Source organism: Streptococcus sp. FSL E2-3488 (assembly GCF_038003585.1).
Lineage (GTDB): Bacteria > Bacillota > Bacilli > Lactobacillales > Streptococcaceae > Streptococcus > Streptococcus thermophilus.
Genome location: NZ_JBBOPL010000001.1, coordinates 1,586,562 through 1,603,954, shown reverse-complemented (window position 1 = coordinate 1,603,954; position 17,393 = coordinate 1,586,562). Strand labels below are relative to the sequence as shown.

Here is a 17,393-nt window from a genome sequence, read left to right as displayed (position 1 = left end):
CTACTGCATCATTGGTATAAAGTAAAATAAAAACGAGGTCGGAACAATTGTCTCAACCTCATTTATTTATTTTGGTAAAATCACTTCAGCACCACCCATGTAAGGACGAAGAACTTCAGGGATAGTTACTGAACCATCTTCATTTTGGTAGTTTTCAAGGATAGCGGCTACTGTGCGTCCAACAGCAAGCCCTGAACCGTTGAGAGTGTGAAGAAGTTTTACTTTGCCATCAGCTTCGTCACGGTAACGGATTTGTGCACGACGAGCTTGGAAATCTTCTGTGTTTGAACATGAAGAAATTTCGCGGTAAGTGTTTTGTGCTGGAATCCAAACTTCCAAGTCGTAAGTTTTCGCAGCTGAGAATCCCATGTCGCCAGTACACAAAGTGATGACACGGTATGGCAAGTTAAGTTTTTGAAGGATGTTTTCAGCATTAACTACCATTTTTTCCAATTCATCATAAGAGTCTTCAGGTTTTGAGAATTTGACCATTTCAACCTTGTGGAATTGGTGAAGACGAATCAAACCACGTGTGTCCCGACCTGCTGAACCAGCTTCTGAACGGAATGAAGGGCTCAAGGCTGTGAAGTAGATTGGCAATTCTTTACCGTCAAGAATCTCACCTCGGTAGTAGTTGGTCAAAGGAACTTCGGCTGTTGGGATAAGGACGTAGTCAGTACCATCAAGTTCGAAAGTGTCTTCTTTGAATTTTGGATATTGACCAGTACCAAACATAGAGTCGTGGTTAACCATGTAAGGTGTGATCATTTCAGTGTAACCTTCTTTAGCGTGCTCATCCAACATGAAGTTGTAGATTGCACGTTCCAATCTTGCTCCGAGACCTTTGTAGAAAAGGAAACGAGAACCTGTAACTTTTGCACCACGTTCCCAGTCAAGAATACCAATATCTTCCCCTAAATCCCAGTGAGCTTTAACTTCAAAATCAAAGTCACGAGGTGTTCCCCAACGACGAACTTCTACGTTTTCATCTTCGTCAGCACCTACTGGAACAGAATCATTTGGTATGTTTGGAAGTGTCACAATGATAGTGTTAAGCTTTTCATCGATAGCAGCAAGTTCGGCATCAATTTCCTTAATCTCTGCAGAAACTTTTTGCATGGCTGCAATTTGTTCTGAAGCATCTTCTTTGTTACGCTTAGCTTGAGCAATATCATCTGAAGCGATATTACGTTGAGCTTTGAGTTCTTCAGATTTGATAAGAAGCTCACGGCGTTTAACATCAAGCTCTTTTAGTTCATTTAAAGTCTCAGCAACGACACCACGTGTAGCCAATTTTTCGGAAAGGGCATCAAAGTCGTTACGAATACGTTTTACATCTAACATAAGTTCCTCCAAAAAATAAAACACCCAGTAAAAGTGTTGGAGTGACATGGGCCACGGTTCCATCCAACTTCACAGGAGTGCACTTGTTTATGTTTTTAATTATTAGAAACGGTAGAATTTCGTAGGTCAACCCTACCTGCTCACAGCAACCGCAGGCTTTCTGGAAAGGTCTAGCTATTACTTATCCGTCCTTTACATTATACAAAAATTATGATTTTTTGGCAAATAAACTTTTGATACGAGCACCTATGGTTTGGATGAGAGTAGGTAATTTAACAACTTTTTCATTGCCAAGATGTTCCCTAGCAATCTTTAGAATCTTCCCAGAATCTTTTGAGGCAAAGAGGAATTTGCTCTGGTCTGTTAGAATCTCAAAGTGACGACTAACCCTCTTTCCTGATACATTTGCACCAATTTGAGTGATGCTGGTCCAAGGGATTTGAATATATTGCTCGACATTGACATCTGGGTAGAATTCAAGAGCCATATCTCCGATTAGAAATTTACCGACCTTTCCTCCGATAGCCATGTAGGAAACACCCGTTGTATGTAATTCAACTGTTTTGTTTAATGATTGTGCCATATCTATCTTTCTTTTTGACTGTAGTATTTTTATTATAGCATAAGAAAAGAGTTCAGCTTTGCTAAACTCTTGCTCTTTTTACATGATTCCGAAGAAGCTTGCAACAATACCAACTACAAAGAGTCCGATGATGATTGTGATTGGTGAAACTTTCTTCTTAAGCAACCACATACATGCAAAAGTAAGGAGAAGTCCCGTCAAACCTGGAATTAATGAATCCAATTGTTTTTGTAGGGTATCGACTTGAATCTTATCAAAGCTAAGCTTATCGTTGACTTGACCAAGGATAGTTTTTAGTTGGTCACCAGTAACATATCCTTTTGGCCATTCAATATAAGCACCTTTAGGCAAAACTTTACCTGGAAGCTTTACAGTGAAGACGACAGATACCCAACGTTCAACGAGGACGGCCAAGATGAACATACCAAGTATTGATGCCCCTTTAGTAATATCTTTCAAGATACCACCAGATATGTCTTTAGTGATTTCTGAACCTGCTTTGTAACCAAGTTCTTGAGTGTACCACAAGAAGGCCATGCGGATAAGGTTCCAACCAATGAAGAAGATAAGTGGACCAGCAATGTTACCAGCTTGTGCCAATGATGCACCAAGGGCACCAAGAATTGGACGAATTGTGAACCAGAAGACAGGGTCACCGATACCGGCAAGTGGACCCATCATACCGATTTTAACCCCTTGGATAGCCGCATCTTCGATTTCAGTACCATTAGCTTTTTCTTCTTCAAGAGCTAAGGTAACCCCTATGATAGGAGCAGCTACGTAAGGGTGAGTGTTGAAGAATTCCAAGTGACGTTTAAGAGCTGCGGCTTGGTCCTCTTTGTTAGTATAAAGTTTTTTGATAGCAGGAATGAGTGAGTAAGCCCAACCCAAGTTTTGCATACGTTCATAGTTCCATGCACCTTGCAAGAATTGTGAGCGCCACCAAACCTTTTTACGATCCGCTTGAGATAATTGAATTTTTTCAGCCATGAGAGCACCCCTTCCTAGTAGTCTTCCAAGATATCGCCGATTGGGTCGCCTGAACCAGATGAAGTTCCGCCACCATTTCCGCCACCATTTCCGCCACCTTGTTTAGAAAGGTTGAGGTAGATGAAGGCGATGGCAACACCAATGGTACTAAGAGCGATAAGTGTCAATTGGCTAATTGCTGCCAAAGCAAAACCAATGGCGAAGAATGGCCAAACTTCACGAGTAGCCATCATATTGATAATCATGGCGTAACCAACGGCTACGACCATACCACCACCGACAACCAAACCATGGGTGAGCCAGTCAGGCATCAAGCCAAGGGCATGTTGAACAGATTGGGCCGGGATGGCAAGAAGAAGGGCTGCTGGCACAGCAATACGCAAACCTTGAAGAAGGAGAGCGAGGTAGTATGCACGTTCAACACCAGCGATGTTTCCGTGTTCTGCAGCTTTATCTGCAGCATGAACAAAGGCAATAGATGCTGTACGAACAGGCATAGTTAGGAAGAGACCTGCAACTGCAAGCAGGATAGCTATTGCAATCGCAACACCGATACCTTCAGCTGTAAATTTACCACCTTTAACCAAAATGATGGCAGCGGCAACAGATGCAAGGGCAACGTCAGGAGCTACGGCAGCACCGATGTTTGCCCAAGCAAGGGTAATCATTTGAAGAGAACCACCAAGCATGATACCTGCAGTGAGGTTACCTGTGGCAGCACCGATGAGGGTACATGCAACAAGTGGTTGGTGGAATTGGAATTGGTCAAGGATACTTTCAAGACCAGCAAGGAAGGCAACAGCTACGACCAAAATCGCAGAAATAATTGACATATCTGACATGGTTATAATTCCTTTTCTATTGAGTTGTCGTTAGTTGAATTTATCAACTAATTTATCCGAATGAAGATTATTGAACGTTAGCTTTCTTGATAAGCTCAAACAAGTCTTTCTTAGAATCGTTTGGAACCTTACGGACGTCAAATTCAACGCCAAGGTCACGTAATTTTTCAAAACAAGCAACATCATCTTTATCCATAGACAAAACGTTGTTAACCATTGTTTTACCAGTTGAGTGAGCCATAGAACCAACGTTAAGTTCTTTTATTGGCACGCCACCTTCGATAGCACGAAGCGCGTCTTGAACAGTTTCGAACAAGACAAGCGCATGTGTATTTCCAAAACGTGGGTCTTTAGAAGCATCAATTAATTTTTGAATCGGAACAACGTTTACTTTAATACCGTTTGGTGCAGCCTGTTTGATCAATTCCTTACGAAGCTCATCTTTGGCAACGTCATCCGAAGCAACAATAATACGGTCTGCTTTAGAATAAGGTACCCAGTTAGTTACTACTTGACCATGCAAGAGACGTGTGTCCAAACGTGCCAAGTTAATCTTGAGTTTACCATCTCCGATGACTGTTCCTTCAGGGATAGCTCCTTGAGGTGCTGCAGCTTCTACAGGAGCTGCAGTTGTTTCCTCAGCTGGATTTAGCGCCTCTGGAAGTGCCTTGATACCAGCCTTAGCTTCCTTGATGATATTAGCAGCAACTTGCTCTACAGTAGCGTTAGCATCCATCATACGTTCAGTGTATGCTTGGATTAGCATTGGCAAGTTAAGTCCTGTGATGATAGCAATCTTGCGATCTGGGTTTTCCCTAGCGATTCGACTAGCTTGGTTAAATGGTGAACCACTCCAAAGGTCAGCCAAAACAAGAATTTCATCATCAACATCGAATTGTGCAATGGCGTTGTTGAAGTGAGCGTACAAATCATCAGGACCTTCACTTGGCATGAAAGTCACAACTTGAACTTTCTCTTGGTCCCCAAAAATCATAGAGCCTGATTGGTGGATTCCTTCAGCGAACTTACCATGGCTGGCAATAATAATACCGATACCCATTCGTGTTCTCCTCCTTTTATATATTGCTTCTTAGGAATAGAAAAATGATTATTGATATTATCATTCATGACATGAAAATGACAACAATATTTTTTTAGCCCCTTGAAAATTAGAACAATCTAATTATAAAGCGTTATCATTGGTTTGTCAATAGTTTCGTAACAAAAGTATCATAAAATTGAAAAAAACATCAAATTCTTGCAAATATACTTTCTTTTCAGATAAAAGAATTTAGATATAGCTTAAAGCTATATCTAAATAGAGGAAATGGGATTAAGGGGAAATCAGATAAATGCTTGTAATGCGTAGTTACAACTGCTATAATTGCTTCAATTAACTATTTAAGGTTAAATCTATAAGAAAAGAGGACCTCCTTATGTCAGATTTACTAAGTATTTATAATGAATTGCAATCCAAAAAATGGGTTGACTTGACCCACAAAATTAATGCGGAAAGTCCACATTTTCCAGCCCTCCCTGCTTTGAAACAAGAAGACCTTTTTACCTTAAAAGATGGTTTCCATGTTCAAAAATTTACAGTGGTTGGTCAATACGGAACTCATATTGATGCACCTATTCACTTTGTCGAAGGAGGTCGCTGGCTAGATGAGATTGCCCTCAAGGATCTCCTTTTGCCACTCTATGTTATCGACAAGTCTAAAGAAGTCTCTGAGAATCCAAACTTTATCTTGAGCAAACAAGATATCTTAGACTTTGAAGCAGAGCATGGAAAAATTACAGAAGGAGCCTTTGTTGCTTTTCGTAGTGATTGGTCGAAGCGTTGGCCAGATCAAGATGCCATGCGCAACCTTGATGAGAATGGTGTTCAGCAAAGTCCTGGTTGGAGCCACGAAGCTTTGGAATTCTTAATCCATGAGCGTCATGTCAAGGCAGTGGGGCATGAGACTTTTGACACAGATGCCGGTATTCCAGCAGCAGAACATGGTTTGGTTAACGAATACTACCTCTTGGAACAAGACATTTATCAGGTAGAAGTCTTGAATCAATTGGATCAAGTTCCAGCTGTTGGTGCTTTGATTTCAATTGCATTTCCACACTGGGACAAGGCGACAGGTTCCCCAGTGCGTGCAGTGGCTATTTTACCTTAATCAGAAGAAAAGACACCGAAGAAATTTTCGGTGTCTTTTCTTGTTTATAAAAGTAGTTCCTGAAGTTTGCGAGCAACGCCGTCTTCCTCATTAGTCCATTCAATTTGTTCGTTAGCGTGGGGAAGAAGGACAGAGCTAGCATTCTTCATGGCATAACCAGTCTTGGCAAGTTCCAACATCTCTGTATCATTGTGTTCGTCCCCAAAGGCAATCAAATCATCCGTTGATTTGCGCATAACCTTAAGTAAGTAGTTTAGGGCATAAGCCTTGTTAATACCTTTAGGTGAAAACTCTAAAATATTAAGTGGGCCACCCCAAGAATCAACTTCAATTTCTTCCTTGAAGTCTTTCTTGATATCATCGGCTAGCTGGTACTTATCTTCGTGACGAGTTTGCATAAGAAGAGCATTTGGGTTGCGTGTAATTTTTGCTGGTTCCAAACGCATAGCCTCAATGATTTTATCAACACCAAAGAGTTGTGGTTGAATACGCTCTGGGTGATTCATAGAGATATAGAAGTGTTTTCGGTATTCACTAGCCAGAAAATCCATCTCTAACTCATCATGTCGTTGTAAGAGGTTAATCAGATATTTTTTGTCTAATTTAACCGAATGCTCATAGGCCCAGTTTTGGTCTGGAAGATTGGTCAAGGAGCCATTAAAAGTGATGAGTGGTGTTTCTAACCCTAGTGTTTTGTAATGGTCAATAGCCATACGATAAGGACGACCTGTAGCAATAACAACTTGGTGTCCTTTATTTTGTACATCTTTAATCGTTTTTTGTGTGAATTCTGAAATAGTTCCATCTGGGCGCAAGAGCGTTCCATCAAGATCTAGTACAATCAATTTTTTTGTCATGTTCCTATTATAGCAAAAATCTATCCTTTGTTGGTGATTGAGAAAGAGTTCTCTAAGAACGTTCGGGTTTTCATAAGAAAAGTCTCAGGAAATAAACCTTGCACAGTCAAATAATTTTATGTAGAATAGTAATGTTGCATTCTACGTGAGAATGTTCCGAAATTATTCGGATTTTGACAATATTTTTTACTAAGGAGTCTAAACTTTCATGGAAAAGATTTTCAAATTGAAAGAACATGGTACTGACGTCCGCACAGAAGTGACTGCCGGATTGACAACTTTCTTTGCCATGTCTTACATCCTCTTTGTTAACCCAGCGATGTTGGCCCAAACAGGAATGCCTGCACAAGGTGTTTTCTTAGCAACAATTATTGGTGCGGTTGCAGGGACGTTGATGATGGCATTTTATGCTAACCTACCATACGCCCAAGCGCCTGGTATGGGTCTTAATGCCTTCTTCACCTACACAGTGGTTTTTTCTTTGGGTTACACTTGGCAAGAGGCCTTAGCAATGGTCTTTCTATGTGGTGTTATTTCATTAATCATCACGGTAACGAAAGTACGTAAGATGATTATTGAGTCTATCCCAACAGCTCTTAAATCTGCTATTTCAGCAGGTATCGGTGTTTTCCTTGCCTATGTTGGGATTAAAAATGCTGGTTTCTTGAAATTCTCAATTAATCCACATACCTATACTGTAGCAGGTAAAGGTGCTGATATGGCCAAGGCTTCAATTACGGCTTCATCGTCAGCTACACCAGGTTTGGTTGCCTTCAATAACCCAACTGTAATTGTAGGTTTGATTGGTCTTGCGATTGCGATTTTCTTTATTGTTAAAGGTATTCGTGGAGGTGTTCTCCTTTCAATCCTTGTAACGACTATCATTGCTATTTTTGCTGGTGTCGTTGATCTTGGAAGCATTGACTGGCACGCAGCTAGCTTGACATCATCTATTAAAGATCTTGGTAAGATCTTTGGTGCAGCGCTTGGATCTAAGGGATTGGGATTGCTCTTTGCAGATGTTTCTCGTTTGCCTGGTGTTTTTATGGCTATTCTTGCCTTTTCATTGACTGATATCTTCGATACTATCGGTACCTTGATTGGTACTGGTGAGAAGGTTGGTATCATTGCTTCAACAGGTGATAACAACGAATCAAAAGCTCTTGACCGTGCTCTTTACTCTGACCTTGTCGGTACAAGTATTGGTGCCATTGCAGGGACTTCAAATGTTACAACTTACGTTGAATCTGCAGCAGGTATTGGTGCTGGTGGACGTACTGGTTTGACAGCTCTTGTGGTTGCTGTACTCTTTGCCATCTCTAGTTTCTTTAGTCCAGTGGTATCAATCGTTCCTAATGCTGCCACAGCGCCTATCCTTATTATTGTAGGTGTTATGATGCTCTCTAACCTTAAGAGTGTTGATTGGGAAGACTTGTCTGAAGCTATTCCTGCCTTCTTCACTTCTATTTTCATGGGATTCTCATATAGCATTACCTATGGTATCGCAGCTGGTTTCCTTACTTATACTTTGGTCAAAGTCGTCAAAGGTCAAGCTAAGGATATCCACTTTATTATGTGGATTTTGGATATCTTGTTTATCCTTAACTTCATTAGTATGGCTGTGTTCTAAAACTTGAAAGTTAAAAGTCTGTACATTTGTCAGGCTTTTTTAGTTTTTTACGAGTGATGATTTGAGGTTTACTTTCACGACTGTTTTAAGTTAAGATTGAAATCTTGTTAGAAATATTAACTTTATGGAGGTTTAATTTAATGTACAAAAGTATTAAATTAAGACAGGGTGTTATATCTAAATTATTCTTGCTATCTTAGTATTTATAAGCTTTTATGGATTTTTACAGTGGACTATAGTCCAGATTTTTATTTTTTGATATAATGAAAACATGATTTACAGTCAAAATGAAGAGGAATTGATTAGTATAGGGCAAAAGTTAGGTCGATTGCTCAATTCTGGAGATATAATTGTTCTATCAGGTGATCTGGGAGCTGGTAAAACCACTTTAACTAAGGGAATTGCTAAAGGTTTGGATGTTTCACAGATGATCAAGAGCCCAACCTATACTATTGTTAGAGAATATGAGGGGCGTTTGCCGCTATATCATTTAGATGTTTATCGTATTGGTGATGATCCAGATTCTATTGACTTAGATGATTTTCTATACGGTGACGGTGTGACGATTATTGAGTGGGGAGAACTCTTAGATGAAAGTCTCCTGGGAGACTATCTCTTAATTTCGATAACTCATCATGGTGATGGACGTCAACTGCTTCTGGAATCTTTTGGTCCTAGAAGTAAAGAAATCCAGGAGGAGATGGTAAATGGCTGAGTACGAATTAGTCATTGAGGAAGCCCAAAGAGAGGATTCCGTATCCTTAGCACAATTACTAGAGACGGTAACTCTAGAGTCAGATTTTTTGGCTCAGGATGATAGGAGCTCTGTACTGAATGGCGAACAGTTAGCCTCTTATATTGATAGCCGTCAGAGTGTCCCAAATGAGATTTGCTTAGTCGCAAAATTGGGTCATGAGGTTATTGGTGTTTGTAATGTTACTTCTAATCAAGACACGAAGACCAGTCACATCGGTGATATTTTCATTGCGGTTGCTAAACCTTATTGGGGCAATGGTATTGGTCAGTTTCTTATGGGAACAATGATTGACTGGGCAGTCAATACACCTGCTATCCGTCGCTTAGAGTTGACTGTTCAAGCACGTAATGAACGGGCGGTACATCTCTATCAAAAATTTGGATTTGATATTGAAGGCACTAAGAAACGTGGTGCCAGAACTAAAAATGGAGAATTTCTAGATGTTTACCTGATGGCTAAACTCATAGATTAGGAAAAAACATGAAACTTGGACGAAAAATTTTATTGATGTTGTCGGCAATTCTTGCCACCACAGTAGTAGCTGCTGGTATTTATCTAACGACAACTTATAATTATGCTACAGGAGAATTGTCAAAAACCTTTAGAGTATCAAAGGTAACGTCAGGGAATAGTAAGGCTATTCAACAGACAAAGCCTATAACTATTCTTTTGATGGGGGTGGATACAGGATCCAAAGGACGTAAGGAAACCTGGGAAGGAAATTCTGATACTATGATTTTGGTAACAGTGAATCCTAAGACTAAGAGAACTACCATGACCAGTTTGGAACGTGACCTTTTGGCAGATGTTGAGGGATCGGGTGAAGCAAAACTAAACTCAGCCTATGCTGAGGGTGGGGCTGACTTAGCTATTTCAACCATTCAAAAGGTTTTAGATATTGATATTGACTACTATGCGCTGATTAATATGCATGGTATGATTGATTTGGTGGATGCCGTTGGTGGTATCGAGGTAACGAACCATTTTGATTTCCCAATTTCGATTGCAGAAAATGAACCAGAATTTCAGGCGAAAGTAGAGCCTGGAACCCATAAAATCAATGGAGAACAGGCCTTAGTGTATTCACGTATGCGTTATGATGATCCCGATGGTGATTACGGTCGTCAAAAACGTCAACGTGAGGTTATTCAAAAGATTGTGGCTAAGCTCTTGAAGATGGACTCGATAGGTTCTTATAAGAAAATTTTGTCTGCTGTCAGTTCGAATGTACAAACAAGTATCAATCTTGGTGATAGCACTACTCTGCGTGGTTTGATGGGTTATAGTGAGGCCCTTAAAAATATCAAGTCTTACCAGTTGGCTGGTTCGGATGCAATGATCAATGGTGGAAGCTACCAAGTAGCCTCAACTGAGGATATTCTTAAGGTCCAAAACCGTATTAAGAAGGAAGTTGGCAAGAAGGGAGTTTCTGAATCTAAACTTAAGACTAGTTTGGTACTCAATGATTTTGCGACTTCTAGCTATGTTTCAGATGATTTCGTTAACTCTACTGGAAGTTATGAGGCTGGACCATCTGAGGCAACAGGTGGTGGATCAGTAAGTACCTACTATGGAGGTACCACCTACGGCAATAGCTACACTGAGAATACTAGTAATTATGTTCAGGACCAAGCTACAACTGCCCCTACAATTAATTATAATGGTTCAGGTGTAACTACTTATAACTTGGTTCCAGCAGCACAATAGAACTGTTGAGAGATTCCCAGCCTTTTGGCTGTCATATGATTATTACTTGCAATAGTTTTTAAGCTATGCTATAATATGAAGAAATAATGAAAGAGAGGCGGAGTAGAAACTTCGTCTCTTGTGTGTGTAAGGAGGTCATAATGTCGCAAAAAATTATTGATCTCGTGACGGCTGTCGTAGCTCCAGCAATTCCTGATCCCTACGAATTGGTCGATATCGAGTATGAAAAGATTGGTAGTGACTATATTTTGTCCGTTTTGATTGATAAGCCAGGTGGAATTACTGTAGAAGATACTGCAGACCTGACTGAAATTATCAGCCCTCTCTTGGATACTATTCAGCCTGACCCTTTCCCGGATCAATACATGTTGGAAGTGTCTAGCCCTGGATTAGAGCGTCCCTTGAAGACTAAAGAAGCTTTGAAGAATGCTGTTGGTCAGTATATCAATGTTAGCCTTTACAAGGCTATTGATAAAATCAAGATTTTCCAAGGCGACTTGTTGGCCTTCGATGGCGAAACTCTAACAATTGATTATCTTGATAAGACTCGCCATAAGACTGTTGAGATTCCCTATCAAACAGTTGCTAAAGCTCGTTTGGCAGTCAAACTCTAAAACTCTTAGTGTAAATAAAGAAAGGATGCCAGTTTTGGCCCTTAACGGCTAAAACAACAAAGAATATGAGCACAGAAATGCTAGAAGCCTTCCGTGTCTTGGAAGAAGAAAAACACATTAACAAGGAAGACATCATCGATGCTGTGGTTGAATCACTTAAATCAGCTTACAAGCGTCGTTATGGTCAGTCTGAATCAGCAGTTGTTGAATTCAATGAAAAAACAGGTGATTTTCAAGTTTTTACCGTTCGTGAAGTTGTAGATGAAGTCTTCGATAGTCGTTTGGAAATCAGCTTGAAAGATGCGCTTGCTATTAGTTCAGCTTACGAACTTGGTGACAAGATTCGCTTTGAAGAGTCAGTCGACGAATTTGGTCGTGTCGCAGCTCAATCTGCTAAACAAACGATTATGGAAAAAATGCGTAAGCAAATGCGTGAGATTACTTATAATGAGTATAAGCAACATGAAGGTGAAATCATGCAAGGAACAGTTGAACGCTTTGACCAACGTTTCATTTATGTTAATCTTGGAACGCTCGAAGCTCAATTGTCACGCCAAGATCAAATTCCTGGTGAAAGTTTTAAGTCACACGACGTTATCGATGTTTATGTTTATAAAGTTGAAAACAATCCTAAAGGTGTTAACGTCTTTGTGAGCCGTAGCCATCCAGAATTCATCAAACGCATCATGGAACAAGAAATTCCGGAAGTATTTGATGGAACTGTAGAAATCATGAGCGTTTCCCGTGAAGCAGGTGATCGTACTAAGGTTGCTGTTCGCAGCCATAATCCGAATGTTGATGCTATTGGTACTATCGTCGGTCGTGGTGGAAGCAACATCAAGAAAGTTGTCAGCCGTTTCCACCCAACACGTTTGGATGCTAAGACAGGTATTGAGGTTCCTGTTGAGGAAAATATTGATGTTATTCAATGGGTGGAAGATCCAGCTGAATTTATCTACAATGCTATTGCACCAGCTGAAGTGGACTATGTTCTCTTCGACGAAGATGATAGCAAACGTGCGACAGTAGTTGTACCAGATAACAAATTGTCTCTTGCAATTGGTCGTCGTGGACAAAACGTTCGTTTGGCAGCGCATTTGACTGGCTACCGTATTGATATCAAGTCAGCTTCTGAATATGAAGCACTAGAAGCTGAGAAAGCTGAGGCTGAAGTAGATGAAGTTGTCGAAGAAATCGTTGCAGAAGCTACACCTGTAGATGTAACAACGGAAGAAGCACCAGAAGCAGAATAAGAAGAAAATAGAGGTGTTTGATGGCTAAAACACGAAAAATACCTTTACGAAAATCAGTTGTCTCAGGAGAAATCATCGATAAACGTGATTTGCTCCGCATTGTGAAAACTAAAGATGGTGAAATTTTCATCGATCCAACAGGAAAGAAAAATGGGCGAGGCGCCTACATTAAATTGGATAATGAGGAAGCCCTACAAGCTAAAAAGAAACAAGTTTTCAACCATAGTTTTTCCATGGATGTTCCCGAAAGTTTTTACGATGAACTCATTGCTTATGTGGATCACAAGGTCAAAAGAAGAGAATTAGGTCTTGAATAACACAGAAAAATTGTCAAATATGTTGGGACTAGCACAAAGAGCTGGGAAGCTTATTTCTGGTGAAGAACTTGTCATCAAGGCAGTTCAATCAGGGCAGGCGAGACTAGTTTTTCTTGCCAATGATGCTGGTAGTAACGTGACTAAAAAGACGACTGATAAATGTAACTACTATAATATAGAAGTCTCCACAGTGTTTAACGCACTGGAATTAAGCATGGCTATTGGTAAACCAAGGAAAACGGTTGCTGTAGTAGATGCTGGATTTTCAAAGAAAATGAGGACTCTTATGGAATAAAGAATAGGAGGACATCACGTGTCAAAGAAACGATTATATGAAATCGCAAAAGAGGTTGGTGTAGAAAGCAAGGTTATTGTTGCGAAAGCTCAGGAACTAGGCCTTTCTGTTAAGAGCCACTCCTCATCAGTTGAAGAAGCAGATGCTAATCGTATCACTTCAAGTTTAAAAGCGGGTACAGCCAAGGATGAAAGTAAGCCAGCACCTAAAGCGACACCAACCCCTAAAGAGGAGAAGGTAGAGCCTAAGGTTGATAAGGCATCTGTTGCAAAATCAGCTCCTGCTAAAGAAACATCAAAGGCTGAAGTCAAAGAAGCCTCTGTGGCTCTGAAAAAACCGAAAAGCCGTAATTTTAAGGCCGAACGAGAAGCACGTGCCAAGGCAGAAGCAGAACGTCGTAAAAACGGTGGGGGACGAGATAACCGTAACCGAAATCAACAAGGAAACGATCAAGGTAAGCGTCACAATAATGATCGTCGCAATCAAAAAGGAAATGGTCAAGGGGACCATAACAAAGGAAATCGCGATAACAGTACTAATCATGACCGTAATTTCCAAGGGAAACTGCGTAATGATCAGAATCAAAATAACCGTAGAGATAATGCTCGAAATAATCAGGCAGGTCCGCGCATTGACTTAAAAGCGCGTGCAGCAGCCTTGAAGGCAGAGCAAAACGCAGAGTATTCACGTCAAAGTGAAACACGTTTCCGTGAAGAAAAAGCTGCAGAGCAACGCCGTGCAAAAGAACAGGAAAAGGCAAGAAAAGAAAAACAACAAGCTGAAGTAGCAGTTCAAAAGGCCGCTGCTGAAACTAAGCCAGCTCCAAAACCAGCACCAGTGGCTCCCCAATCAGCTCCAACTGCACAAGTACAAGATACACGTCGTAAAAAAGTACGTCCAAATAAATCACGTGATAATCATCGCGTGAATGAAGATGGACCAAAGCAAACTAGAAATAATAAGTGGAATAATCAAAACCAAGTGAGAAATCAACGAAATAGTAATTGGAATAAAAACAAAAATAAAAAAGGTAAAAATAACCGTGGTAATTCAGCTCCGAAACTAGTAACAGAGCGTAAATTCCATGAATTACCAAAAGAATTTGAATACACAGAAGGTATGACGGTTGCAGAAATCGCAAAACGTATTAAACGTGAGCCAGCTGAAATCGTTAAGAAACTCTTCATGATGGGTGTTATGGCAACTCAAAACCAATCTCTTGATGGCGATACAATTGAGTTGTTGATGGTTGACTATGGTATTGAGGCAACCAAAAAAGAAGAGGTCGATAATGCTGATATCGAACGTTTCTTTGTTGATGAAGATTACCTCAATAAAGATGCTATGGTAGAGCGCGCACCAGTTGTTACTATCATGGGACACGTTGACCACGGTAAAACAACCCTTCTTGATACTCTTCGTAATTCTCGTGTTGCTACAGGTGAAGCAGGTGGTATCACACAGCACATTGGTGCCTACCAAATTGAAGAGGCTGGTAAGAAGATTACCTTCCTTGATACCCCTGGACACGCGGCCTTTACATCTATGCGTGCTCGCGGTGCCTCTGTTACAGATATTACTGTCTTGATTGTAGCTGCGGATGATGGTGTTATGCCACAAACGATTGAAGCCATCAACCACTCTAAAGCTGCGGGTGTTCCAATCATTGTTGCGATTAACAAGATTGATAAACCAGATGCGAACCCAGAACGTGTTATCGGTGAATTAGCAGAGCATGGCGTTATCTCAACAGCTTGGGGTGGTGATAGCGAATTCGTTGAGATTTCAGCGAAATTTGGTCAAAACATTGAAGAATTACTTGAAACTATTCTTCTTGTCGCAGAAGTTGAAGAACTTAAGGCTGATCCAACAGTTCGAGCCATCGGCACTGTTATCGAAGCTCGCTTGGATAAAGGTAAAGGTGCGGTTGCTACCCTTCTTGTACAACAAGGTACTTTGAATGTTCAAGATCCAATCGTTGTTGGTAACACTTTCGGACGTGTTCGTGCTATGACCAATGACCTTGGTCGTCGCATTAAGACTGCAGGACCATCAGCACCAGTTTCAATTACTGGTTTGAATGAAGCACCAATGGCTGGTGACCATTTTGCGGTTTATGAAGATGAAAAGGCAGCTCGTGCTGCTGGCGAAGAGCGTGCAAAACGTGCTCTTATGAAACAACGTCAACAAACACACCGTGTTAGTCTTGATAACCTCTTTGATACCCTTAAAGCTGGTGAAATGAAAACTGTTAATGTTATTATCAAGGCTGACGTACAAGGTTCAGTTGAAGCCTTGGCAGCATCTCTTCTTAAGATTGATGTTGAGGGGGTTCGTGTAAATGTTGTTCACTCAGCAGTAGGTGCTATTAACGAATCTGATATTACGCTTGCCGAAGCCTCAGATGCTGTTGTTATCGGATTTAACGTTCGTCCTACACCACAGGCGCGTCAACAAGCGGAAACTGATGAAGTTGAAATTCGCCTTCATAGCATCATCTATAAGGTTATCGAAGAAATCGAAGATGCCATGAAAGGGATGCTTGATCCTGAATTTGAAGAAAAAATCATTGGTGAAGCAGTTATCCGTGAAACCTTCAAAGTTTCTAAAGTCGGAACAATCGGTGGATTCATGGTTACTAATGGTAAAATCACTCGTGATTCAAGTGCCCGTGTCATTCGTGATGGTGTCGTTATTTTTGATGGTAAATTGGCAAGCTTGAAACACTATAAAGATGACGTTAAAGAAGTCGGAAACGCTCAAGAGGGTGGTTTGACGATTGAAAACTATAACGATATTAAAGTTGATGACGTTATCGAAGCTTACATCATGGAAGAAATCAAACGGTAATCACGTCATATTTCTAAGGAAGCTTATTTAGGGGACAAAGCTGGGTCATCTGCCTGGCTTTTGTTCCATTATAAAAAAGAAAGGATAAGATTATGGGAAATTCATTTCGTGTAGATCGTGTTGGAATGGAAATCAAACGTGAAGTCAACGAAATTCTTCAAAAGAAGGTTCGTGATCCACGTGTTCAAAATGTAACCATCACGGATGTTCAAATGCTTGGTGATTTGTCGGCGGCTAAGGTTTTCTATACCATTCACTCTACTTTAGCGTCAGACAACCAAAAAGCGCAAACTGGTCTTGAAAAAGCGACAGGTACCATTAAGCGAGAACTTGGTAAAAATCTGACTATGTATAAGATTCCAGATTTGATCTTTATAAAGGATGAGTCTATCGAATACGGTAATAAAATTGATGAGATGCTTCGTAATTTGGAGCGTAAAGACTAAGCGAAAACTCCTGTCAGTTATGGCAGGAATTTTTGCGTTATAATAGAATAAGAAGAGGACTTCGATGAAAGTAACAGTCTATTTGGGAGCTAATATGGGTGACAATCCTAGCTTTAAAGAAGCAACGATTGCCTTGGGGAGATGGATTGCTAAAAATAGTCTTATCCTAGTTTATGGTGGCAGTAAGATGGGACTTATGGGAGTTCTGGGTGATACGGTTTTGGAATATGGAGGTCAGGCTCATGGTATCATGCCACAGTTTCTCAAAGATAGGGAAATTGCTTATGAGGGATTGACCTCAATGACTATAGTAGAAACGATGGCAGAGCGTAAGACTGCCATGTTAGAGCAAGGTGAGTATTTATCGCCCTTCCAGGAGGTCTTGGAATCCTTGAAGAAATCTCAGAAGCTATTGCTGCTGCTCGTGTGGGTAAGTTGGACAAACCCTGTGTTTTCTTTAATCTCAACGGCTATTACGATGCCATGAAGGCCATGTTAGATACCATTGGTTGCTCTTGATTTTTTAGAGACTGAAACGGCTGCAAAATTTCTCTTTACGGATGATTTTTCTGAAATTGAGGCCTTTGTTCAGTCTTATACCCCACCTCAATTGAGACGTTATAGGTAAGTATCAATGAAGAAAGGTTCTTCCACATTCAAGTGGAAGGACTTTTTATAATCAAATGAAAAGTCGTGTAGGTTTCAAAAAATATCGCAAAATTCTTAACAAAAGTGGTAAT

At 40.5% G+C, this 17,393-nt stretch carries 17 protein-coding genes and 1 pseudogene; 12 read left to right on the top strand and 6 right to left on the bottom strand.

The window, feature by feature from the left end; genetic code table 11:
- Positions 1-66: 66 nt before the first annotated feature.
- The 5 genes from serS to MHH90_RS08220 all read right to left on the bottom strand — a co-directional run bounded on the left by serS (position 67) and on the right by MHH90_RS08220 (position 4,819).
- The gene (serS, locus tag MHH90_RS08240) at positions 67-1,344 is read right to left on the bottom strand and encodes a serine--tRNA ligase (protein WP_340725882.1); all 1,278 of its coding nucleotides are present in this window, start codon (positions 1,342-1,344) and stop codon (positions 67-69) included.
- A 208-nt stretch (positions 1,345-1,552) separates the two neighbouring features.
- Positions 1,553-1,927: a DUF956 family protein gene (locus MHH90_RS08235; RefSeq protein WP_340725881.1), complete on the bottom strand. Its 375-nt coding sequence runs from the start codon at positions 1,925-1,927 to the stop codon at positions 1,553-1,555.
- Positions 1,928-2,005: 78 nt separating this feature from the next.
- A complete protein-coding gene (locus MHH90_RS08230; protein ID WP_014607980.1) occupies positions 2,006-2,917 on the bottom strand; it encodes a PTS system mannose/fructose/sorbose family transporter subunit IID in 912 nt (303 codons plus the stop codon).
- 14 nt (positions 2,918-2,931) lie between these two features.
- On the bottom strand, positions 2,932-3,759 hold the full coding sequence (locus MHH90_RS08225; protein WP_014621162.1) for a PTS mannose/fructose/sorbose transporter subunit IIC: 828 nt from the start codon (positions 3,757-3,759) through the stop codon (positions 2,932-2,934).
- Positions 3,760-3,826: 67 nt separating this feature from the next.
- On the bottom strand, positions 3,827-4,819 hold the full coding sequence (locus tag MHH90_RS08220; protein ID WP_014607982.1) for a PTS sugar transporter subunit IIB: 993 nt from the start codon (positions 4,817-4,819) through the stop codon (positions 3,827-3,829).
- A 376-nt stretch (positions 4,820-5,195) separates the two neighbouring features.
- Between MHH90_RS08220 and MHH90_RS08215 the strand changes: the two genes are divergently transcribed.
- Positions 5,196-5,927 (top strand): cyclase family protein, encoded by a 732-nt coding sequence (locus tag MHH90_RS08215; protein ID WP_011225491.1) that lies wholly within the window; start codon positions 5,196-5,198, stop codon positions 5,925-5,927.
- Between the two features lie 44 nt (positions 5,928-5,971).
- Here MHH90_RS08215 and MHH90_RS08210 read toward each other — a convergent pair whose 3' ends face one another.
- A complete protein-coding gene (locus MHH90_RS08210) occupies positions 5,972-6,784 on the bottom strand; it encodes a Cof-type HAD-IIB family hydrolase (protein ID WP_011680752.1) in 813 nt (270 codons plus the stop codon).
- A 208-nt stretch (positions 6,785-6,992) separates the two neighbouring features.
- Between MHH90_RS08210 and MHH90_RS08205 the strand changes: the two genes are divergently transcribed.
- From MHH90_RS08205 to MHH90_RS08155, 11 genes and pseudogenes are all read left to right on the top strand, one after another.
- Entirely contained in the window at positions 6,993-8,414 is a 1,422-nt protein-coding gene (locus MHH90_RS08205) for an NCS2 family permease (RefSeq protein ID WP_014621163.1), read from the top strand.
- 271 nt (positions 8,415-8,685) lie between these two features.
- The gene (gene tsaE / locus MHH90_RS08200; RefSeq protein WP_002949675.1) at positions 8,686-9,129 is read left to right on the top strand and encodes a tRNA (adenosine(37)-N6)-threonylcarbamoyltransferase complex ATPase subunit type 1 TsaE; all 444 of its coding nucleotides are present in this window, start codon (positions 8,686-8,688) and stop codon (positions 9,127-9,129) included.
- On the top strand, positions 9,122-9,643 hold the full coding sequence (locus MHH90_RS08195) for a GNAT family N-acetyltransferase (RefSeq protein ID WP_011680754.1): 522 nt from the start codon (positions 9,122-9,124) through the stop codon (positions 9,641-9,643). The genes tsaE and MHH90_RS08195 overlap by 8 nt, the downstream gene beginning before the upstream one ends.
- Positions 9,644-9,651: 8 nt before the next feature.
- Positions 9,652-10,878: a glycopolymer--peptidoglycan transferase LytR gene (lytR, locus tag MHH90_RS08190; protein WP_023909411.1), complete on the top strand. Its 1,227-nt coding sequence runs from the start codon at positions 9,652-9,654 to the stop codon at positions 10,876-10,878.
- A gap of 140 nt (positions 10,879-11,018) precedes the next feature.
- Positions 11,019-11,492, top strand: coding sequence for a ribosome maturation factor RimP (rimP, locus tag MHH90_RS08185; RefSeq protein ID WP_011680755.1), 474 nt, complete (start codon positions 11,019-11,021; stop codon positions 11,490-11,492).
- Between the two features lie 65 nt (positions 11,493-11,557).
- The gene (nusA, locus tag MHH90_RS08180; RefSeq protein WP_014621164.1) at positions 11,558-12,745 is read left to right on the top strand and encodes a transcription termination factor NusA; all 1,188 of its coding nucleotides are present in this window, start codon (positions 11,558-11,560) and stop codon (positions 12,743-12,745) included.
- A gap of 20 nt (positions 12,746-12,765) precedes the next feature.
- On the top strand, positions 12,766-13,062 hold the full coding sequence (gene rnpM, locus MHH90_RS08175; RefSeq protein ID WP_002947461.1) for an RNase P modulator RnpM: 297 nt from the start codon (positions 12,766-12,768) through the stop codon (positions 13,060-13,062).
- Positions 13,055-13,357, top strand: a complete 303-nt coding sequence (locus MHH90_RS08170) for a YlxQ-related RNA-binding protein (protein WP_002947460.1) — start codon at positions 13,055-13,057, stop codon at positions 13,355-13,357. The genes rnpM and MHH90_RS08170 overlap by 8 nt, the downstream gene beginning before the upstream one ends.
- A gap of 18 nt (positions 13,358-13,375) precedes the next feature.
- Complete coding sequence (gene infB / locus MHH90_RS08165; RefSeq protein WP_340725880.1) at positions 13,376-16,207, top strand: translation initiation factor IF-2; 2,832 nt, start codon at positions 13,376-13,378, stop codon at positions 16,205-16,207.
- A gap of 92 nt (positions 16,208-16,299) precedes the next feature.
- Positions 16,300-16,653 carry a 30S ribosome-binding factor RbfA gene (rbfA, locus tag MHH90_RS08160; protein WP_002949692.1) on the top strand — a complete coding sequence of 118 codons (354 nt, stop codon included), beginning with the start codon at positions 16,300-16,302 and terminating at the stop codon, positions 16,651-16,653.
- Positions 16,654-16,717: 64 nt separating this feature from the next.
- Positions 16,718-17,281 (top strand): annotated as a pseudogene (locus tag MHH90_RS08155) (LOG family protein).
- Positions 17,282-17,393: the final 112 nt, after the last annotated feature.